This window comes from Burkholderia sp. KL41 (assembly GCF_057005415.2).
The window spans coordinates 1,185,396-1,204,765 of the sequence record NZ_CM189268.1; the positions used below are offsets into that span (position 1 = coordinate 1,185,396).

The window sequence follows — 19,370 nt, forward strand, 5'->3', positions numbered from 1 at the left end:
GCGACCCGCGGGCCGGGTTGCCGCACGCGGCAACCCGTGCTCTCTCGTGCGGTCAGAACTGATGCCGCACCCCGACGCGCACCGCGGTCTGCAACGCGCCTGCCGCCGCTGCGCCGAGCGCGGCCTCGACCTGGGCACCGTAAGCACTGTCGTGCCCGCGCGCGAACACCGCGTACAGCCCCGTGCGCTTCGACAGCGAATAGTCGGCGCTCAGCGTGATCTGGTTGGCCGAGCCGATGTCCCCGCCGCGCTGCTGGTACTGGAAACCGCCGCCGAGCTGCAACGAGGGCGTGACCGAATAGGTCAACCCGGCGTCGTAGGTAGTGGCGCGCAACGGCGCGGCAGCGCTGATCCGTACGTCCGACACCATGCCGAAGACGCGGAACGGCCCGACGTTGTAGCCGGCCCCGCCCGAGAAGTTGCGCAGATTGCCGCCGGCAGCCACGTCGTGCTGGCCGAAATAGGCGAGCGCTGCGCTGAACGCGCCTTGCGTGTAGGACAGCATCGCGCTTTGCACGCTGCTGCGCGCGACCGTGCCGGGCACGTTGCCGAACCCCCACATGCCGCCGAACGCGACACCGCCGAACGTCGGACTCACGTACTTCACCGCGTTGTTCACCTGCACACCCCACACGCGGTTGTCGAGCGCGCCGCCCGCCGACGCGTTCGCCGGCAAGCCCCACGCGAGCAGCCCGGCCGGCGTGTTCGCGCCGATCGCGAACGACGGCATGAGATCGCCGACGAAATCGAACTGCCGCCCGAGCGTCACGGTGCCCCAGTCGCCGCCGAGCCCGACGTACGCTTGCGAACTGAACGCGGAGCCCGGCACGGTCAACGTGCCGTCCGATGTCTGGAACTGGCTTTCGAGCCGGAATACCGCGAAGTTGCCGCCGCCGAGGTCTTCCCTGCCCGTCAGGCCCCACACGTCGTTGCGCGACACGCCCGCCTGGAGCGCGAGCTGGCGCCCGCCGCGCGGCGCGGAAGCGACATCGCTCGTATAGGTGATGCCGGTATCGAGCGAACCGTAGAGCGTCACGCTCGACTGCGCGAACACCGGCGAAACCGCACCGCAGCCGCACAGCGCCACCATCTTCAACCACGTTCCCATCTTCTTCTCCTCATCGAATATTCATGCATCGCGTCCGCGAGCCGGATCGCACACAGGCCGTGTCGGGTTGCGTTATCTGCATCGTCAACATAGGATTCCATATTGATTCGATGCGACGCGATCACAGGACGATCAGTGGCATGTGTCACGCGCCTTCCTTGATGCGGGCCCGGTTGCCGCCGCCACGACTTAAGTTAGACTACGGCCCTGCCGTCGCCGATGTGTCGCGTCACCCGCGACCGCGGCGCGGCGCGAGCCGTTTCCGATTCTCCCGTTCCATTGCCGCAAGCCGCCTGATTTCCGGATCACGTCATGTCGAGCCTCACCAAAATGCTGTCCATCCTCGACGTCTTCTCTTCGTCCGCGACGTCGATGACCGCCGAGGAAATCGCCGAACACATGGGCTTTTCACGCACCACGTGTTATCGCTACGTGAAGGAACTGGCTTCCGTCGGCCTGCTCGTCGGCACCAACGGCCGCTATACGCTGGGCCCGCGCATCATCCATCTCGACTACAACATGCGGCAGTCGGACCCGACGCTCACCGCCGCGAAGCCCGTCATCCAGAAACTGGTCCAGGTCACCGGCGGCGATGCGCTCGTGTCGACGCTGTTCGACGAACAGATCATCAACGTCATGCACGAAACCGGTGCCGAGAACCTGCAGCTCGGTTTCGGCCGCGGCCGCATCATGCCGCTGTTCCAGGGCGCATCGTCGAAAGTGATCGTGGCCGCGATGTCGCGCGCGCGCCTGAAACGGATGCACGAACGGCACAACGCCGCGTTCGGCGAGTTCGCGGCCGACTGGACACAGTTCTGGCGGCACTGCCAGCAGATCGTCGAGACCGGCTACTGGATCTCGCGCGGCGAACTCGACGCCGGTTTCGTCGGCATCGCCGCCCCGATCCGCACCGCCAGCAGCGGCGAGATCAACAGCAGCCTGTCGCTGGTCTTCCGCGCCGAGCACTTCGCGCTGTTCGACGAGCACGTGCTCGGCAAGCTGCTGATCGACGCCACCGCGCAGATCGGCGAAGCCACCTGAAGGCTGGCGCGACGTCGCGCGCGGGCGCCGGCGCGCGCACCGTCAGTTCAGTTGCGTGATGAATTTGGTGACCAGATAACCGTCGAAGGTCTCGGTGCCTCCCTCGCTGCCGAAGCCGCTGTCCTTCACGCCGCCGAACGGGATCTCCGCCGGCCCCATGCCGAAGTGATTGATGTTGACCATGCCGGCCTCGAGCGCGCGGCCAATCCGGTGCGCGTTGCGTGCCGATGTCGTGAATGCATATGACGCCAAACCGAACGGCAATCGATTGGCTTCGGCGAGCGCATCGTCGAGTGCATCGAACGGCACGATCCCGACGATCGGGCCGAACGGCTCGTCATTCATCAGGCGCGCCTCGCGCGGCGGTGCCACGACGACCGTCGGCGCGAAGTAATGGCCGGCCCCCGGCAAACGCGTGCCGCCCGCGACGATCGCCGCGCCGTTCGCCTTCGCGTCGGCGACGAACGCGTCGATCTCCGACACGCGCCGCGCATGCGCGAGCGGCCCCATCATGACGCCCTCCTCCAGTCCGTAGCCGACGCGGATCTTGCCGACCGCTTCCAGATACGCGGCAACGAAGCGATCGAACACCGCGCGTTGCACGAAGAACCGCGTCGGCGACACGCACACCTGCCCGGCATTGCGAAACTTGTACGCGGCCAGCATCGCCGCGGCGCGCTCGATCTCGGCATCCGCGCAGACGATCACCGGCGCGTGTCCGCCCAGCTCCATCGTCATGCGCTTCATGTGCGCCGCGGCGAGCGCCGCCAGCCGCTTGCCGACCGGCACCGAACCGGTGAACGAGATCTTGCGCACCTGCGGCGCCTCGATCAGTTGCGTCGACACGTCGCCCGGCACACCCCACACGATGTTCAGGCAGCCCGCCGGCAACCCCGCATCGTGGAAGAGGTGCGCGAGCGCGACGATCGCGCTCGGCGATTCCTCGGGCCCTTTCAGCACCAGCGTACACCCGGACGCAAGCGCGGCCGCGATCTTGTGCATCGCCTGGCTGAACGGGAAATTCCACGGCGAAAACGCCGCGCACACGCCGATCGGCTCCCGCAGCACCGTCTGCATCACGTCCGGCGAACGCGCCGGCACGACGCGGCCGTAGGTGCGACGCCCCTCCTCCGCGTGCCATTCGAGCTGTTCCGCGGACGACATGACCTCCGCGACCGCCTCGCGAAGCGGCTTGCCCTGGTCCATCGTGATGTGGCGGCCGATGGACTCGGCGCGCTCGCGCACGAGCGAGGCGGCGCGCCGCAGGATGTCCGAGCGCACGAGCGGCGACTCGCGGCGCCATGTCGCGAACGCACGATGCGCGGCATGCACGGCGGCGTCGATATCGGCCCGCGTCGCATGCGGCAGGTCGCCGAGCACGCGGCCGTTGCCCGGATCGAAGATGGGCTGTGTGCGCCGGCCGTCGGCCGGCAGGAACCGTCCGTCGACATACAGACGAAGCGGCGGGTAATCGACGCACGCATCAGGCACCATGCGCGAAGTCAGCGGCGTAAACGGAATCAAGACGGAACCCTCGGTTGAAAGTGCGCGGTTGGCGCGGACGGCGCGACGGCCGCTTCACGCCGCCTGTTGCGGCGCATGCAGCAAGCCGCCGATTTCCTGCCGGAGAATCTGGTTTTCCTGCCTGACGAGCAGATGCCGGACCTTGCCGCGAAAAATCCCGAACTCGGGATCGGCCATCAGCGCGGCACGCCGCCGCGCACGCGTGTCGAGCGAATCGAATGCCCACAGATAGACGAGCTGGTTCAGCGGCCCGACTTCCGTCGCGAAACAGCCGATCATCGTGCCGAGCACCCGCTCCTGCGCGGCGCGTCCGCATTCCGCATACAGCCGCAGATATTCGGCGACGCCGCCCGGCACCAGCGTATAGGTGCGTTGTTCAACAAACATGCGCTTCCTCCCGTTGTCGTGGCGCGAACGCCTGAAAGGCCGCGGTTGCGCGGGCCATCCCCACGGCGTCCGTCTGCGCCGCCACGTAGCGATCGGGGCGCACCACCACGAGCGGGCCGGCATGCCGGTCGAACCACGCCGCCAGCGCGTTGTCGACGTCCTCGACGCAGGCGCTGCCGTGCACGCTGGTCACGCGCCGGGCGCGACTCGTCCCGCTGCGCGAACGGCTCACCTGCACGAACGCCGCGCCGAGCGACGTCCAGTACGCGCGATCGTCGTCGCTCAGGCACGCTTGCGGATCGCACTGCCAGCCGACGATCGAGAACCACGGACCCAGCACGTCGTCGAGTTTGCGGCGCACGCCATCGGCCGTTTCGACATCGGGCTGCACGATCATCCTGCCGACCGCATCCGATCCGCCGGGCAGCACGATGCCGCGCGTGTAGCTCGGCATCGGCTTGAACCGCATCTGCAGGATGTAGTCCTTCAGTCCCGGCGCAAAGCGGACCAGCCCGAGAACGCGATCGCGCACAAACGCGACGAGCCGGTTGGTCGGCATCAGCATCGCGCCGAAGGTGTCCGCGAGGTCGATCATCGCCTTCGCGTGATCGCGCCGCTCGGATTCGTACGTCGAGATCACGCCGGGATGCAATGCGCCACGGACGATGCCCGCCAGCTTCCACGCGAGGTTGCCCACGTCGCGCAGGCCCGCGTTCAGGCCCTGGCCGATCCACGGCGGACTCAGGTGCGCGGCATCGCCGACGAACGCCACGCGACCGACAACGAAACGCTCGGCCACGCGCGAATGGTGCGTGTAGGTTCGCGCGCGCACGATCTCGACGCGATCGATGTCGTCGACGTACGGCGCGATCAGCGCGCGAATCGAGTCGGGCTGGGCGATCGCCGCTTCGTCCTCGTGCGGAAACACGAGAAACTCCCAGCGCCGGAAATCGAACGGCAGATAGATGCAGACGTTCGGGCGGCGCGGGTCGCAGTTCAGCGCCGTGCAAGGCTGGTCGAGGCCGGCGTTCTTCACATCGACCACGACCCACTTGATCGGATGCGTCGTGCCGGCGAGCGTGACGCCGAGCAGCTCGCGCATCGGGCTGCGTCCGCCGTCGGCCGCGACCACGTAGTCGGCCTGGAGCGCATACTGCCGACCGTCCGCGCGGCGCACCTGCAACGTGACGCCTCCATCGTCCTGTTCCACATCCACCACTTCCTCGCTGGTTCGCAGCGACACGTGCGGATAGCGGTCCAGCCCGGCCCGCAGCGTTCGTTCGGCCAGTTGCTGCATGAAGATGTTGCGCCGCCACCAGCCGAATTCGCGGATCGACGGGCGGATATCGGCAAAGCATTCACCGTTCGCCTTGAACATGCGCAGCGGCACGTTCTGGATGATGTCGCGGCTCAGTTCGTCGGCGAGCCCCGCTGTCTGAAACATCCGCAACGCTTCGTCGTCGATGCCGACCGCGCGCGGAAATTCGACGACGTCCGCCGCCTTCTCGACGATCACCGTCGCGATGCCGTAGAGGCCGAGCAGATTCGCCATCGCCACGCCGTTTGGCCCGGCGCCGACGATCGCGACCGATGTCCGCTCCGGATTGTTCGCCTTCATGCGTCGGCTCCCGTCCGCCATGCCGGATCGTCGAGACGATCGAGCCAGGTGCGCAATGCGTGGTTGAACGCGGCGGGCTGATCGTCATGCACGTAGTGCGTCGCGCCCGGAATATCGAGCCAGTCGATGCCGGCGCTGGCCGCCATTTCGGCCGCCACTTCCGCGGCCAGGAAATCCGATTCGCCGCCGCGCAACAGCAGCGTCGGCACCTGCAGGTTGAGAACCAGCGGCCACAGATGGACGAGCTGCTCCGGCGTCGCGGCCAGCCGGGCCGCCGCGATCCCGGCGGCGTCGTGCCGCCACACGATCCGTCCGTGCGCGTCCTCCTTCAGCGAGTGCGCGACGCGCGAATCGAGCGCGGATTCCGCGATGTTCGGCCGCTGATGCCGCCAGAATGCGCGCGCGTCGTCCCACGACGCGAACGCGTCCGGCGTTTCCTTCAGCTCGCGCTTGATGCGCTCGGAACCTTGCGAGCCGGCCGACGCGCCCGGGCCCATGTCCTCGATCACGAGACCGGCAAGCCGGTCCGGATTCGATGCCGCGTAGACGAACGCATTGGCGCCGCCCATCGAATGCCCGGCCAGCACGAATCGTCGCAGGTCGAGCGCGCGTACCAGCGCATCGAGATCGCGCACGTAGGCCGCCGCGTAATAGTCCCGCCGCGGATCCCAGTCGCTCAGCCCGCGCCCGCGCTGATCGAGCGCGACGACCCTGTAGCGGTCGGCCAGCGCGTCGGCAACGGGCTCCCACGTCCGCGCGTAGCTGCGCAAGCCGTGCAGCATCACCACGGCCGGCGCATCGTCGCGACCCCAGCTCACGTAGTGCAGCCGCAACCCGTCGCTCTCGACCCATCCATCCTTGACGGACACCGTATTCATCATTCGCTCTCCGGCAGCCCCTGCTTTCACACCAGGCCGTCGCGGCCGACGATCTCGCTCGCCTTCAGCCCGCCGAGCCGCGCATGCAGGCGGCCGCGCGTCGCGAACGCGAAGATCACCAGCACTTCGTCGTCGTTGGGCGCGTCGGGAAACAGGCATGTCACCGTGTCGTAGTGCGAGCGCACGTAGAGCGCATCCTTGTGCGCGAGCGGCACGTCGATCACCGTGTTGATCGGGCCGCGCTTGCCGCTCGACGGCACCCACGATTTGCCGCCGCCCAATGCCGCACGGATCGGCTCCGCGAAGATCGACGTGAGGAACGCGTTGCCGTGTTCGTATTCGCCGGCCGAGCCGACCAGGCACGCCTTGCCGTAGCTCTCGATCGCGCGGCCCGCCGCGAGCGACTCGATGCGTCGCGCGAATTCCTGCCCGAGCGCCGGCGACGGGCGTACGAGATCGTCAAGATTTTCGCTGTACCGCCCCGCATACGGGTTGTGCACGGCCGCGGCGATCACGATCTTGCGCAGCGGCTCGCCGTCCGCGAGCTGGCCGGTCTCGTTCGCGAGCGAATCCTCGATCTGCGTATACCACTTGCGGATATGAAAGCCTTCGAAATTGGCGATCTTGCTCATCAGTAATCCTCTATAAAGTATCGATGATGTCGGAATGAATGGACGGCGCGTCAGTCGAACAGCGGTTCGAGCTGGAAGGGATCGCTGGGCGCGTTGTACCGGTGCAGCACGCGCTTGCCTTCCTCGTCGTCCGTGACGGTTTCGCAAAAGAATTCGAGCCGGTTGCCGTCCGGGTCCGAAAAATACACGCCGATTCCGACCTTGTGATCGGTGATCTTCACGATCGGCACGTCGCGACGGATCAGCATCCCGTACAGCCGGCGCAGCTCGGTCAGGCCGCCCGCGATTTCGAGGCCGTAGTGCTGCAGGCCGATCGTGCCGAGTTCCGCATCGGACGCCGCGCGAATCAGCGCGATGTCATGGTGTTTCTGGCCGAACGACATGAACACCCACTGCTCGCCGCGAGCGGTTTCCGTCATGCCGAGCACGTCGGCATACCAGATGCTCGAGCGCACCGGATCGCGCACGAACAGCGACAGGTGCGTGCGCTGCACACGCGGTACCGGCAGCGGCAGCCCGCTTTCGTTCGCGTGCGCCGCCCGTTGCTGGAGGTCAGGCTGGGTCATCGCTCGCTCCGCTCAATGCGTCGACTGCGCGTGGGCGACGAGCGGCGCTTCGAACGGCGTCCACGCCACGGCCGTGATCTCGCTGAATTCGCGCCATTCCTTGGTCCAGCTCCGGCCGCCGTCGTGCGAACGGAACAGGTGCCCGTACTTGGTCCCCGCATAGACGAGCCCGGGCCGCGCCGCATGGACGCCGAATGCCCAGAACGTCGAATTCGGCGGCGTGTGCAGATCCGTCTCGTGCCATGCACGGCCGCGATCGGGCGAGCGGTAGATACGGCTGCGCGTGCCCGGCGTGCCGTCGCCGATCGCCATCAGCAGGTCGCCGCCGGGTGCCGCCAGCGGGACGACCGTGCGCGTGTAGTACAGCCCGTCGAAGCGGTCGCGCGACAGCTTGCCGTCCCAGGTCAGGCCGTCGTCGTCGCTCACGTGCACCGCGTTCACCGTCAGCAACACCGTCGTCTTCGGCTGGTGCGGCCCGGCGGGCAGCACGGCGATCGCATGAATGTCGCTGTTGCGGATCGCCGTGCCGGGGCCGTCCACGCGCGTCCAGGTCGCACCGGCGTCGCGGCTGCGCCATGCGCCGCCTTCCTCCACGCCGTACCACACGTTGCGGCTGTCTTCCGGGTCCACGCAGATCGTCAGCAGCCGCGGACGATTGACGCCTGAACAGAACTCCGGAAACTCGGGAGCCGTTCGCGCCCAGGTCAGCCCCGCGTCGCTCGACTTGTAAAGCGCGGCACGCGACGGCGCGCCGGTGCCCGCATACAGCACGGCCGGATTCGCCGGATCGATCGCGATGGACCAGACTGTCTGCCCGTTCAGCAGGTTCTCGGGGCGAAACCAGTGCGCGCCGCCATCCTCGCTGATGCACAGCCCCGAATCGGCGCCGGCATACACGCGCGACGGCGTCGCGGGGTCCACCGCGAGCGCGCGCACGATGCCGTCGAACTCGATGGGCTCGTCCAGCCCGAGGCGATGCCAGGTCTTGCCGTCGTCGTTCGAGCGCAGGATGCCTTGTCCCGCGGTGGCGACCAGTACGGTTGCGGTCATGCGATGCTCCTTGTGTCAGAGAAAAATGCCGCGCGTGAGCCCACCGTCGCAGCCGATCGACTCGCCGGTGATCGAGCCGGACTTCGGTGACGCGAGAAACGCCACGATCCATCCCATTTCTTCCGGCTGCAGCACGCGCCGGATCGGCGTGACCTTCACGTAGTTGGCCTCGACCTCCGCGGCCGTCAGCCCCTGCTTCTGCGCTTCCTTCTCGTAGAGCTCGTGAATGTGCGGCGTCTCGACGACGCCCGGGTGAATCGTGTTGACCGTGATGCCGAACGGGCCGAGCTGGTCGGACAGCGTCTTGGTCAGGTGCACGATCGCGACGTTGCGCATGCCGGACAACTGCTTGCTGCCGCGGCCGGTGAGCCCGCCGATATTGACGATCCGGCCGAAACCATGGCGCCGCATGTAGGGCGCGGCCGCCTTCGCGCAACGCAGGTAGCCGACGACCTTGATGTCGATGTCCTGGAGCAGCCCCTGCGGATCCGCGTGCTCCAGCTCCGCGCGCACGAGGCCGCCCGGATGCGCAGCGCCGTTCAGCAGGATGTCGAGCCGGCCGAAACGTTCGACGCTCGCCGCCATCGCTGCTTCGATGGACGCCATGTCGGTCGTGTCGAGCGTGACGGGCAGGATCGCGCCGGCCGCGTCGCCCAGCGGCGCGAGCGTCGCGCGAATCTCGGCGGCGGCGGCCTCGAGGTGTTCGAGGCGTCGCGCGGCAATGGCGACGTTGACGCCTTCGCGGGCCAGTTCGAGCGCGACCGCCTTGCCGATGCCCATGCTGCCGCCGGTGATGAATGCGGCTTTTCCGTGGAGTTGCAGGTCCATAACGATGAAAGATCAGAGTCGGGATTGAAGAAGTCAGCGGGTAGCGCGATCAGGGCAGGCACATTTCGATGAGCCGCGGCCCGTCGGAGTGCGCGAGCGCGACGTCGAGCGCCTGGGACAGCGCCTGCACGGTATTCGCGCGCTCGGCCGGTACGCCGTAGCCGCGCGACAGCGCGAGCCAGTCGATCGGCGGATCGCCGAGCAGTGTCAGGCGGCTCGCGTGCGGCATGTCGGCCGGCAGGCCGCCGCGTGCGAGCTCGGTCTGCAGGATGCCGTAGCGCCGGTTCGAGGCGATCAGCATGACGATCGGCAGACGCTCGCGCGCCATCGTCCACAATGACTGGATCGTGTACTGCGCGCTGCCGTCGGACTGCAGCGCGAACACGCGGCGCTCCGGGCACGCGACGGCGGCGCCGAGCGCCACCGGCAAGCCCTGGCCGATCGCGCCGCCCGTGTTCGTGAGGATCGTGTGACGGCGCGCGCGCGCCGACGCGGTCACGAACGGATAACCGCACGTGCCGCCCTCGATCGACACGATCGCGTCGTCGGGCAGCGCATTCGCCAGCACGCGCCCGACGGTCTGCGGCGTCAGCGGCCCGTCCTCCACGCGCCAGCGTTCGATAGGCACCCCATCGTCGGTCGTTGCCGCGCCGATGCGATCGGCCAGCGCCTCCAGCGCGTCGTCCGCCGCATCGCCTGGTGTTGCCAGCGTCACGATGTCCTCGGGCCGCGCGAGTTCGCCCGGAATGCCCTCGTAGCCGAAGTAGGTGACGGGCGCGAGCGCGCCGGCCAGCACCACGCGCCGACCGGCTAGCGCGGCGAGCGCCGGTTCGGGGAAATAAGGCAGGCGGTCGATGTCCGGCAGACCGCCGCCGCGCTCCGCCCGCGCAGGAAAAGTCTCGCTGAAGCAGGTCGCACCGGTGGCCGCCGCGATGCGCGCCGCCGCACGCTGCCCACGCGCCGACAGCGCGCTGGCGCCCATCAGCAGGACAGCGCGATGACCGCTGAGCAGCAGGTCGGCCACCTGTTCGACCCGAGCGGCATCGAACGTCACCGCGGCCGGGCGCACGATGGCGGGCCACGCCGCACTGCGCACCCGGGCCGATTGGAGATCGACTGGAAGCACGAGCGTCGCGACGCCACGCCGCGTGCCCATCGCGGCGGAAATCGCGTCGGCCGTATCCGTCGCGATATCGGCGTCGCGCGCCACGCTGCGATACCACACCGACACCGGACGGGCGAGCGATTCAATGTCCGACGTCAGCGGTGCGTCGTACTTCAGATGCTCGCGCGTGTGATCGCCGACGATGTTCAGGATCGGCGTGCGGGCGCGGCGCGCATTGTGCAGGTTGGCAATGCCGTTCGCGTGGCCGGGGCCGAGATGCAGCAGCGTCATCGCGGGCTTGCCGGTCATGCGGCCATAGCCGTCCGCGGCGCCCGTGCACACGCCCTCGAACAGCCCGAGGATCGAGCGCATGCCCGCCACGGTATCGAGCGCACCGACGAACGGCATCTCGGTCGTGCCTGGATTGGCAAAACAGACGTCGACACCGGCGTCGCGCGCCGTGGTGAGCACGACGCTCGCCCCGCTTCTTGCTTCGGTATCGCTGCCCAACTGTGGGATGTTCATGCGGCTGCTCGACGGGTTTGGCTAAGGTGTTTTTACTGTAATCCCTAATTACGGGATTTGTCAAACACAACCGCACCCTTCCTCGTCAGAAGAAGAACGGGAAGTTCCCGAAAATCGCCAGCTATCGTGGAGATACGCCTTACTGAAAAGACAACGCAATGTTATGTATTTACCACAATTCGGGATTTGATCAAACAAAAGGAAGGGTATGCAGCAAGTCGACGCCCGTGCCGCGCACCGCGACAAACCTGCTCGAGAGCGCCGACGGTCATGGCCAGTACGCGCTGGACTCGCTCGGGTTCGGCACGAATTCGAAAGCGCTCGTGGGCTGTCCAGGGATCGCTTTTGTCAGCCGGTCAAGAATCGCCTGAAGGGCGTGACGACGAGCCGGCTGCAGTCGGCGCTGAGCCCGCGACTCTGGATCGCGTACCGCGTGAACCGCGCCGCACTCGATTCAGAGAAAGGACCCGGCTGCGAAGCCGGTGTGAAATGGACCGGCACGCGGTAGATCGCGACCGTGGCGACAGATGCCACCGACCGTCGTGCCGACCAGCCGGTTGGTGCGCAGGCCGGCCGCATAACGGGAGTTCATCCGCTCCTGCAACTGCCGCGACGACCAGCGCTCCAGGCGACAGAGTTCGATGTAGAAGTCGCGCTTGAGCGGGTCGTCGACGTACATCAACATCCTCAGATGGGTCCAGCTCAATTCTCTCCGCAGGGCGGAGAGAATTCAGCCACCGGCCCGCCGAGGCCCTCACCTGTCACCGCGCTAAATGTGCGCGCGCAATTGAGCTTCGGCACCGCCAGAGACAAAGCCGCCCCTCCAGTCGCCCCGCCCAGATCGAAGAACCTCCAGGCCCGCGTGCGACGCAATGCCCAATGAACCCGCCCACCGACACGTCGTCGCCCGCGCCAGAATTACAGGGGTGCCGAGACGGTGGCGGCAGCGTTTTTCGATCGCCACGGCGGGGGCGCTCAATGCCCTTCGGACACGATGCCTCGCACGCGGAGGCTCCCGCCTAGGTCCCGAAATGAAGGAGAACCTGGCCCTTACTATGTTCCCCTTCATTCCGCCGGATCCTGCCTCGAAATGGACCACTTCGGCGGAGCGCATCGCGCCCGTCTTTCACTGCACAACCGCGCACGTCCTAACTCGCCCCCTGAAGTTTCTACGAAAAAACTGTCAAACTTCCGCGTCCACACGCGCACCACACGTCGGTCGCGCTAGCTTGCAAACTCATCCGTCTATCAACGCGCATCGCACGTTCGGCGTGATGCATGACCGCAGTCAAACAACGCTCGTGTCCCTGTCCGATTCGACCGGCCAGCCAAACTCCGGATTCGCCGCGCCTCTCGACGAACACTAAAAAGACACTAAAAATCGCGGCACGAACAGGCGCCCGGTAAACATCGGCGGCTCCCCCTGTCGAAGGCCCTTACCAGCCGGGGCTTCGACGGATTCCAGCCCCCCCCCCAACCGAACACCCCAGACTTCACGATTCATTTAACTTTCCGTGAGGACTTCGACACCGGCCGCTGACTACGATGGGCGCATGTTTTCAGGACCTGCCGCCAGGAGCCCATCATGCCCACCCGCAGACATCTGCTGTTCGCCGGCGCCACCGGCCTCGCCGCGCTTGCGACCCTGTCGTCCGTCGGCCGCCGCGCGCTGGTCGGCCGCGCGTTCGCCGCGCCGCCGGCCACCCCGCAGACGGCCGCGCCTTTCGAGGTCACCCTCAGCGACGCCGAATGGCATCGCCGGCTCACGCCCGCCCAGTACACGGTCCTGCGCGAAGCCGGCACCGAGCGCCCGTACACCAGCCCGCTGAACGACGAGCACCGGCACGGGACGTTCGCGTGCGCCGGCTGCGACCTCGCGCTGTTCTCGTCGGCCACCAAGTTCGACAGCCATACAGGCTGGCCGAGCTTCTGGAAGCCGCTCGACCACGCGGTCGCCACCCACACCGACGCGTCGTTCGGGATGATCCGCACCGAAGTGCACTGCCGCCGCTGCGGCGGCCATCTCGGCCACGTGTTCGACGACGGCCCGCCGCCGACCGGCCTGCGCTACTGCATGAACGGCCTCGCCCTCGCCTTCCACCCCGCCACCGCCTGATCCGGCCCCACGCCTGATCGACTGGAGAACGCACCATGCTGCTCATCGTCCTTGCCTATCTCGGCGGCGTGCTCACGATCCTGAGCCCGTGCATCCTGCCCGTGCTGCCGTTCGTGTTCGCGCGCGCCGACCAGCCGTTCGTGCGCACCGGCCTGCCGCTGCTGGCCGGCATGGCCCTCACGTTCGCCGTCGTCGCGACGCTCGCGGCCGTCGGCGGCGGCTGGGTCGCGCAGGCCAACCAGGCCGGCCGCTGGGTCGCCATCGTGCTGCTCGCGGTGTTCGGCCTGACGCTGCTGATGCCGCGTCTCGCGGAGCACCTGACGCGACCGCTCGTCGCCGCCGGCAACCGCCTCACCGGCTTCGCGCAACGCGACGGCCGCCCGGCCGGCCCCGCGTCGTCGCTGCTGCTCGGCGTCGCGACCGGCCTGCTGTGGGCGCCGTGCGCGGGCCCGATCCTCGGGCTCGTGCTGACCGGCGCCGCGCTGCGCGGCGCAAGCGTCGGCACGACGCTGCTGCTGGTCGCGTATGCGGCCGGCGCGGCGACGTCGCTCGGCGTCACGCTGGTGATCGGCGGCAAGTTGTTCGCCGCGATGAAGCGCTCGCTCGGCGCCGGCGAATGGATCAAGCGCGGAATCGGCGCGGCGCTGCTGGCCGGCGTCGGCGCGATCGCGCTCGGCCTCGATACGGGCGCGCTCGCACAACTGTCGACCGTCACGACGGGCGGGCTCGAAACGAAGCTCGTCGACCGGCTCGGCGGGCATGCGAACGGCGCGCCGGCGGCGATGGCCGCGGCCGGCGGTCCGGCGGAGAACGTGGCAGAACGCGCGGCGGACGGCTCGGCCAACGGTGCCGCGAACGGCTCCGGCGGCGCGATGATGGCCGCGACAGCCGATGCCGCGCAGGCCGGCGGCGCGATGATGCGCGCGGTGGACGCGACGCACGTGCCGGCCGCGCTGCCCGTCGAAGGCACGCTGCCGTCGCTCGACGGCGCGGTGCAGTGGCTGAACTCGCCGCCGCTGACGGCGGCCGGCCTGCGCGGCAAGGTGGTGCTGGTCGATTTCTGGACCTATTCGTGCATCAACTGCCTGCGCACGCTGCCGTACACGACCGCGTGGGCGCGCAAGTACGCGCCGTACGGGCTCGTCGTGATCGGTGTGCACGCACCCGAATTCGCGTTCGAACGCGACATCGGCAACGTGAAGAAGGCCGTGCACGACCTCGGCATCGACTTCCCGGTCGCAATCGACAACCGTTTCGCGATCTGGCGCGCATTCAACAACGAATACTGGCCCGCGCACTACTTCGTCGATGCGCAGGGCCGCGTGCGCCGTCACCACTTCGGCGAAGGCGAGTACGCGGAATCGGAGCGCGCGATCCAGTCGCTGCTCGCCGAGGCCGGCCATCCGGAAGCGCTGAACGTGCCGCTCGGGCTCGCCGGCGCGCCCGCGAAGGGTGCGCTCGCGGCGGCCGACAGCGCGGACGTCCGCTCGCCCGAGACCTACGTCGGCTACGCACGCGCCGAGGATTTCGTGTCGCCCGGCGGCGTGGTGCGGGATGCGGCGTATCACTATGCCGAGCCGGCCCGTCCCGATCTGAACGACTGGGGCCTCGCCGGCATGTGGCGGGTCGGCGCCGAACGCGCGACGCTCGCGGCACCCGCCGGCCGCATCGTCTACCGCTTCCATGCGCGCGACTTGCACCTGGTGCTCGGCCCCGGCGAGGACGGCAAGCCGGTGCGCTTTCGCGTGACGCTCGACGGCGCGGCCCCCGGCGCCGCGCACGGCAGCGACGTCGATGCGCAAGGCTACGGCACCGTGACCGGGCAACGCCTGTATCAGCTGGTCCGGCAACCCGGCGCGATCGCCGATCGCACGTTCTCGATCGAGTTTCTCGATCCCGGCGTGAATGCCTATGCGTTCACGTTCGGCTGATCCCGGCCGGGGGCGGCGCACCGGCGCCGCGTCCGGGCCCCGCTTTCCATTCCGCCTTCCGAAGGAGCACACCGTGAACACCACCTCCCCCCGCGGTTCCGCGCCGCAACGGCGCACGGCGATGCTGCGCCGCATCGGCGCCATCGCCGTCGCGGCGCTCGCCGTGTTCGGCTACCAGCGCATCGTCAACTCCGCCGAGCCGATGCGCACCGTCCCCGCGCCCACGCTCGACGAAACGCCCGGCGCATCGCACGACGAGACGGCCGTGCTGGCCGGCGGCTGCTTCTGGGGCGTGCAGGGCGTATTCGAGCACGTGAAGGGCGTGAAGCAGGTCACGGCCGGCTATGCGGGCGGTGCGTCGGAAACCGCGCACTATGCGCTCGTCGGCTCGGGGCTGACCGGGCATGCGGAATCGGTTCGCATCGTCTACGATCCGACCCAGATCACCTACGGCCGGCTTCTGCAGGTGTTCTTCTCGGTCGCGCACGATCCGACCGAGCTCAACCGGCAGGGCCCCGACGAAGGGTCGCAATACCGGTCGGCGATCTTCCCGACCACCGCGCAGCAACGCGCGGTCGCGACCGCGTACATCGCGCAGCTCGGCACCGCGCACGTGTTTCCGGCGCCGGTCGTCACGCGCGTCGAGGACTACAAGGGGTTCTACCCGGCCGAGGCCTACCACCAGAACTACCTCGAGCTGCACCCCGACGCGCCGTACATCGCGTACAACGACATGCCGAAGATCACCGGGCTGAAGCAGTACTTCCCGGCGCTGTACCGCACCGAAGCGGTGCTGTGGCGCGATGCGCGCTCGTGACCGTCACGCGGTCACGCGGCCGCGTGACGGGGTGACCGGTCGACCGGGTAACGCCCGCCGCACGGCCGAAGCCCGTGCGGCCACGCACGGCCGGCGCGAGCCGCCCGCGATCCGGTTTGCGCTGCATCAACGAAGCCGCGGCCGCCGTGCCGGGGCAAACCCGCATCGCGTCCGCCGCGACCGGCAACTTCGCGTAGACTTCTCCAGATCCCCGCCGCATCTTGCGGCGCCCGGAATTCCAGTCCAGCCCGGAGACGTCACGCATGCGAGCAGTGCCCTTCCCTGACAGCGGCACCCTTGGAGAACCCTCTTCCGGCTCGGCCGTGCGCGACTTGCGCCGCGTGCCGATTCATCCCGATCACTGGTACCCGCTCGCGTGGTCGCGCGAGCTGAAACGCGGCAAGACGCTCGGCGTGCGCTTCGCCGGCGATCCGATCGTGCTCGTGCGCACCGAATCCGGCGCCGTGTACGCGCTCGAAGATCGTTGCGCACACCGCCAGGTGCCGCTGCACGCGGGCGTCGTGAGCGGCGAGACGCTGCGCTGCTGTTATCACGGCTGGACCTACGCGTGCGACAGCGGCCGCTGCGTCGACGTGCCGTACCTCGGCCGCGAGCGCCTGCCCAACGGCGTGCGCGCGTACCCGTGCCGCGAAGCGCACGGGCTGATCTTCGTGTTCCCGGGCGACGCGACGCTCGCCGACTCGCGGCCGTTCCCCGCGCTCGAATCGGCGGACGACCGCGCGTTCAAGACGCGCCGCTTCGGCCGCGAGGTCAAGTGCCACTACTCGTTCATGCACGAGAACCTGATGGACATGAACCATCAGTTCCTGCATCGCAAGCAGATGGGGCAGATGCGTGCGCGCTCGGTCGGCCGGCGCCGCGGCGACGACTGGGTCGAGGTGGACTACACGTTCGCGCGGATGGAAGGCAAGCAGCCGGTCGGCGAGGCGCTCGTGTTCGGCGCGAGCAAGAAGCCCGGCGAGCAGGCGGACAAGAGCGTGATGACGGTGCGCACCGGTTATCCGTACCAGACACTGCAGATCCGCTCGAGCGAAGGCACGCTCGTGATGGACCTGTGGATCGTCTACGTCCCGCTCGACGCCGAGCAGCGCACCAACCGCACGTTCGGACTGCTGTCGATCCACAAGCCCGGCATACCGTTCGCGCTCGATCTCGCGTGGCCGCTGCTCGTCTGGTTCACCGAGCGCATCTTCCGCGAGGATCGCTGGATCGTCGAGCGCGAGCAGGAAGCGCATGACCGGCAGGGCGCCGACTGGAACCACGAGGTGTTTCCGGTCATCAACGAGCTGCGCGACCTGCTGCGCCAGTGCGGCGCGCGCACGGTGATCCCGATCCGCGAAGCGCGCGACGGCGCGTGACCGGCGCGTGACGTGAGCGGCGCGCCGGCGCGCGCGCCGTTCGTTACAACCGGAACGCGCCCGGCAGCAATGCGTCGGCCGTCGTGACGCTGACGGCCCCGTTCAGGTTGGCCAGGATCACTTCGATGTCCGGCGTGCCGATCTCGATGATCACCTGGCGGCAGGCGCCGCACGGCGCGATCGGGCCGTCCGTGTCGCCCACGACCGCGAGCCGCGTGAAATCCCCCGGACGATAACCGGCGGCGATGGCCGCAAACATCGCCGTGCGTTCCGCGCAGTTGCAGAGTCCGTAAGACGCGTTCTCGACATTGCAGCCGTGAAAAACCGTCCCGTCGCGCGCCAGCAGCGCGGCACCGACCTTGAAGCGGGAATACGGCGCATACGCGCGTTCGCGCGCTGCCTTCGCCGCTTCGATCAGTTCGTGTCGTTCCATCTCGTCGTGCCTCCGATTGTGTGCCGGGGAGCATCGGCGCGGCCGCATCCCGGCCGCCACGATACGCCCGTGGCGTGCAGCGATCGCCGGTATCCGCACCGTGCGACCGGTCAGCCGATCCGCTGATAGAGGGTCGGCGGCGCGACGCCCGTGTCGCCCAGCACATAGCTACGCTGGATCGCATCCACCGCGTGCGCCGCGGCGGCTGCATCGCGGGCATGCACATGGCCGAGCGGCTGGCCGGCTTCGACATGCTGCCCGATCTCCGCGAGCGCCGTCAGGCCGACACGGTAGTCGATCGCGTCCGCCGCGCGCGTGCGGCCGCCGCCGAGCGCGACGACCGCGAGCCCGAGCGCGCGGCAATCGACCCGCTGCACGACGCCGCTCGCGCGCGACGGAACCGGTACGATCACCTCCGCCCGCGCGAGATGACGCGCGGGGGCGTCGATCAGGTCCGCGGGGCCGCCGAGCGCCGTGACCATCTTCGCGAAGCGTTCCGCCGCCGCCCCCGAATCGAGCGCGTGCTGCAACTTCACGCGCGCCGCCTCGACGTCGCGCGCCAGCCCGCCGGTGACGAGCAACTCCGCCGACAGCGCCATCGTGACGTCATGCAGGCGCGCCGGGCGCGACTTGCCCGTCAGGTAGTCGATCGCGCACGCCACTTCGAGCGCATTGCCCGCGCACGGCGCGAGCGACTGGTTCATGTCGGTGAGGATCGCGGTCGTCTTCATGCCGGCGCCGTTGCCGACGTCGACGATGCTGCGCGCCAGTTCCGCCGACTGTTCGGCGGTCGGCATGAATGCGCCGGAGCCGACCTTCACGTCCATCACGAGCCCGTCGAGCCCGGCCGCGAGCTTCTTCGACAGGATCGACGCGGTGATCATCGCGATCGATTCGACGGTCGCCGTCACGTCGCGAATCGCATAGATGCGCATGTCGGCCGGCGCCAGCCGCGCCGTCTGCCCGATGATCGCGACGCCGACCTCGCGCACCGTGCGACGAAACGCGTCCGTATCGGGCGTCACGTCGTAGCCGGGAATCGCGCTCAGCTTGTCGAGCGTGCCGCCGGTATGGCCGAGCCCGCGCCCCGAGATCATCGGCACGTAGCCGCCGCACGCGGCCACCATCGGCCCGAGCATCAGCGACACGACATCGCCGACGCCGCCGGTCGAATGCTTGTCGATCACCGGCCCCCCGAGATCGAGCGCGCGCCAGTCGAGCACGTCGCCCGAGTCGCGCTGCGCGAGCGTCAGCGCGACACGCTCGTCGGTGCTCAGGTCGTTGAAAAACACGGCCATCGCGAACGCGGCCACCTGGCCCTCGGTCACGCTGCCGTCGGTCACGCCGCGCACGAACGCGGCGATCCCGTCGCGATCGAGCGGCTGCCCGTCGCGCTTCCGGCGAATGAATTCCTGCGGTAAAAACATCGTTG

Annotated in this window: 17 protein-coding genes and 1 pseudogene; 5 read left to right on the forward strand and 13 right to left on the reverse strand. The window is 68.5% G+C overall.

What is annotated here, in order from left to right:
* Nucleotides 1-52 precede the first annotated feature (52 nt).
* Entirely contained in the window at nt 53-1,108 is a 1,056-nt protein-coding gene (locus PQB87_RS39365) for a porin (protein WP_060061240.1), read from the reverse strand.
* A gap of 312 nt (nt 1,109-1,420) precedes the next feature.
* Here PQB87_RS39365 and PQB87_RS39370 point away from each other — a divergent pair, with 312 nt between their 5' ends.
* On the forward strand, nt 1,421-2,149 hold the full coding sequence (locus PQB87_RS39370; protein ID WP_059863805.1) for an IclR family transcriptional regulator: 729 nt from the start codon (nt 1,421-1,423) through the stop codon (nt 2,147-2,149).
* A gap of 42 nt (nt 2,150-2,191) precedes the next feature.
* Here the strand turns inward: PQB87_RS39370 and PQB87_RS39375 are convergent, their stop codons facing one another.
* The 10 genes and pseudogenes from PQB87_RS39375 to PQB87_RS39420 all read right to left on the reverse strand — a co-directional run.
* A complete protein-coding gene (locus tag PQB87_RS39375) occupies nt 2,192-3,643 on the reverse strand; it encodes an NAD-dependent succinate-semialdehyde dehydrogenase (protein WP_489245158.1) in 1,452 nt (483 codons plus the stop codon).
* Between the two features lie 84 nt (nt 3,644-3,727).
* Entirely contained in the window at nt 3,728-4,060 is a 333-nt protein-coding gene (locus PQB87_RS39380) for an NIPSNAP family protein (protein ID WP_021157754.1), read from the reverse strand.
* A complete protein-coding gene (locus tag PQB87_RS39385) occupies nt 4,050-5,678 on the reverse strand; it encodes a bifunctional 3-(3-hydroxy-phenyl)propionate/3-hydroxycinnamic acid hydroxylase (protein ID WP_174414896.1) in 1,629 nt (542 codons plus the stop codon). The genes PQB87_RS39380 and PQB87_RS39385 overlap by 11 nt, the downstream gene beginning before the upstream one ends.
* Entirely contained in the window at nt 5,675-6,556 is an 882-nt protein-coding gene (locus PQB87_RS39390; RefSeq protein WP_059651311.1) for an alpha/beta fold hydrolase, read from the reverse strand. Before PQB87_RS39390 ends, PQB87_RS39385 begins: the two co-directional genes overlap by 4 nt.
* Before the next feature lie 26 nt (nt 6,557-6,582).
* A complete protein-coding gene (locus tag PQB87_RS39395; protein WP_021157757.1) occupies nt 6,583-7,188 on the reverse strand; it encodes an amino acid synthesis family protein in 606 nt (201 codons plus the stop codon).
* A gap of 50 nt (nt 7,189-7,238) precedes the next feature.
* Nucleotides 7,239-7,754 carry a VOC family protein gene (locus tag PQB87_RS39400; protein ID WP_059495588.1) on the reverse strand — a complete coding sequence of 172 codons (516 nt, stop codon included), beginning with the start codon at nt 7,752-7,754 and terminating at the stop codon, nt 7,239-7,241.
* Between the two features lie 12 nt (nt 7,755-7,766).
* Nucleotides 7,767-8,804: a WD40/YVTN/BNR-like repeat-containing protein gene (locus tag PQB87_RS39405; protein WP_059495586.1), complete on the reverse strand. Its 1,038-nt coding sequence runs from the start codon at nt 8,802-8,804 to the stop codon at nt 7,767-7,769.
* A 15-nt stretch (nt 8,805-8,819) separates the two neighbouring features.
* The gene (locus PQB87_RS39410) at nt 8,820-9,632 is read right to left on the reverse strand and encodes an SDR family NAD(P)-dependent oxidoreductase (RefSeq protein WP_021157760.1); all 813 of its coding nucleotides are present in this window, start codon (nt 9,630-9,632) and stop codon (nt 8,820-8,822) included.
* 49 nt (nt 9,633-9,681) lie between these two features.
* Nucleotides 9,682-11,262 carry an acetolactate synthase large subunit gene (locus PQB87_RS39415; RefSeq protein WP_489244691.1) on the reverse strand — a complete coding sequence of 527 codons (1,581 nt, stop codon included), beginning with the start codon at nt 11,260-11,262 and terminating at the stop codon, nt 9,682-9,684.
* A 582-nt stretch (nt 11,263-11,844) separates the two neighbouring features.
* Nucleotides 11,845-11,992, reverse strand: a pseudogene (locus PQB87_RS39420) (DUF1016 N-terminal domain-containing protein); the annotation flags it as partial.
* A gap of 855 nt (nt 11,993-12,847) precedes the next feature.
* On the opposite strand from PQB87_RS39420, the gene msrB reads away from it, so the two are divergent.
* The 4 genes from msrB (at nt 12,848) to PQB87_RS39440 (ending at nt 17,505) form a co-directional block, all read left to right on the forward strand.
* Nucleotides 12,848-13,378, forward strand: a complete 531-nt coding sequence (gene msrB, locus PQB87_RS39425) for a peptide-methionine (R)-S-oxide reductase MsrB (protein WP_027792254.1) — start codon at nt 12,848-12,850, stop codon at nt 13,376-13,378.
* A gap of 35 nt (nt 13,379-13,413) precedes the next feature.
* Nucleotides 13,414-15,309 carry a cytochrome c biogenesis protein DipZ gene (locus tag PQB87_RS39430; protein WP_489244693.1) on the forward strand — a complete coding sequence of 632 codons (1,896 nt, stop codon included), beginning with the start codon at nt 13,414-13,416 and terminating at the stop codon, nt 15,307-15,309.
* A gap of 121 nt (nt 15,310-15,430) precedes the next feature.
* Nucleotides 15,431-16,126, forward strand: a complete 696-nt coding sequence (gene msrA / locus PQB87_RS39435) for a peptide-methionine (S)-S-oxide reductase MsrA (RefSeq protein WP_226218128.1) — start codon at nt 15,431-15,433, stop codon at nt 16,124-16,126.
* A gap of 263 nt (nt 16,127-16,389) precedes the next feature.
* On the forward strand, nt 16,390-17,505 hold the full coding sequence (locus PQB87_RS39440; RefSeq protein WP_059685737.1) for a Rieske 2Fe-2S domain-containing protein: 1,116 nt from the start codon (nt 16,390-16,392) through the stop codon (nt 17,503-17,505).
* A 43-nt stretch (nt 17,506-17,548) separates the two neighbouring features.
* On the opposite strand, the gene PQB87_RS39445 is transcribed toward PQB87_RS39440, so the two are convergent.
* Both PQB87_RS39445 and deoA read right to left on the reverse strand, forming a co-directional pair.
* The gene (locus tag PQB87_RS39445; RefSeq protein ID WP_168799579.1) at nt 17,549-17,986 is read right to left on the reverse strand and encodes a cytidine deaminase; all 438 of its coding nucleotides are present in this window, start codon (nt 17,984-17,986) and stop codon (nt 17,549-17,551) included.
* Nucleotides 17,987-18,048: 62 nt separating this feature from the next.
* A complete protein-coding gene (deoA, locus tag PQB87_RS39450; RefSeq protein ID WP_489244696.1) occupies nt 18,049-19,365 on the reverse strand; it encodes a thymidine phosphorylase in 1,317 nt (438 codons plus the stop codon).
* Nucleotides 19,366-19,370: the final 5 nt, after the last annotated feature.

Excerpts from the sequence above, each read along its gene's own strand:
- PQB87_RS39385 (WP_174414896.1), bottom strand. The coding sequence starts at position 5,678 with ATGAAGGCGAACAATCCGGAGCGGACATCGGTCGCGATCGTCGGCGCC.
- msrA (WP_226218128.1), top strand. The coding sequence starts at position 15,431 with ATGCTGCGCCGCATCGGCGCCATCGCCGTCGCGGCGCTCGCCGTGTTC.
- PQB87_RS39395 (WP_021157757.1), bottom strand. The coding sequence starts at position 7,188 with ATGAGCAAGATCGCCAATTTCGAAGGCTTTCATATCCGCAAGTGGTAT.
- PQB87_RS39390 (WP_059651311.1), bottom strand. The coding sequence starts at position 6,556 with ATGAATACGGTGTCCGTCAAGGATGGATGGGTCGAGAGCGACGGGTTG.
- PQB87_RS39405 (WP_059495586.1), bottom strand. The coding sequence starts at position 8,804 with ATGACCGCAACCGTACTGGTCGCCACCGCGGGACAAGGCATCCTGCGC.
- PQB87_RS39400 (WP_059495588.1), bottom strand. The coding sequence starts at position 7,754 with ATGACCCAGCCTGACCTCCAGCAACGGGCGGCGCACGCGAACGAAAGC.
- PQB87_RS39430 (WP_489244693.1), top strand. The coding sequence starts at position 13,414 with ATGCTGCTCATCGTCCTTGCCTATCTCGGCGGCGTGCTCACGATCCTG.
- PQB87_RS39415 (WP_489244691.1), bottom strand. The coding sequence starts at position 11,262 with ATGAACATCCCACAGTTGGGCAGCGATACCGAAGCAAGAAGCGGGGCG.
- PQB87_RS39375 (WP_489245158.1), bottom strand. The coding sequence starts at position 3,643 with ATGGTGCCTGATGCGTGCGTCGATTACCCGCCGCTTCGTCTGTATGTC.
- PQB87_RS39440 (WP_059685737.1), top strand. The coding sequence starts at position 16,390 with ATGCGAGCAGTGCCCTTCCCTGACAGCGGCACCCTTGGAGAACCCTCT.
- PQB87_RS39410 (WP_021157760.1), bottom strand. The coding sequence starts at position 9,632 with ATGGACCTGCAACTCCACGGAAAAGCCGCATTCATCACCGGCGGCAGC.
- msrB (WP_027792254.1), top strand. The coding sequence starts at position 12,848 with ATGCCCACCCGCAGACATCTGCTGTTCGCCGGCGCCACCGGCCTCGCC.
- PQB87_RS39370 (WP_059863805.1), top strand. The coding sequence starts at position 1,421 with ATGTCGAGCCTCACCAAAATGCTGTCCATCCTCGACGTCTTCTCTTCG.
- PQB87_RS39445 (WP_168799579.1), bottom strand. The coding sequence starts at position 17,986 with ATGCGGCCGCGCCGATGCTCCCCGGCACACAATCGGAGGCACGACGAG.
- PQB87_RS39365 (WP_060061240.1), bottom strand. The coding sequence starts at position 1,108 with ATGGGAACGTGGTTGAAGATGGTGGCGCTGTGCGGCTGCGGTGCGGTT.
- deoA (WP_489244696.1), bottom strand. The coding sequence starts at position 19,365 with ATGTTTTTACCGCAGGAATTCATTCGCCGGAAGCGCGACGGGCAGCCG.
- PQB87_RS39380 (WP_021157754.1), bottom strand. The coding sequence starts at position 4,060 with ATGTTTGTTGAACAACGCACCTATACGCTGGTGCCGGGCGGCGTCGCC.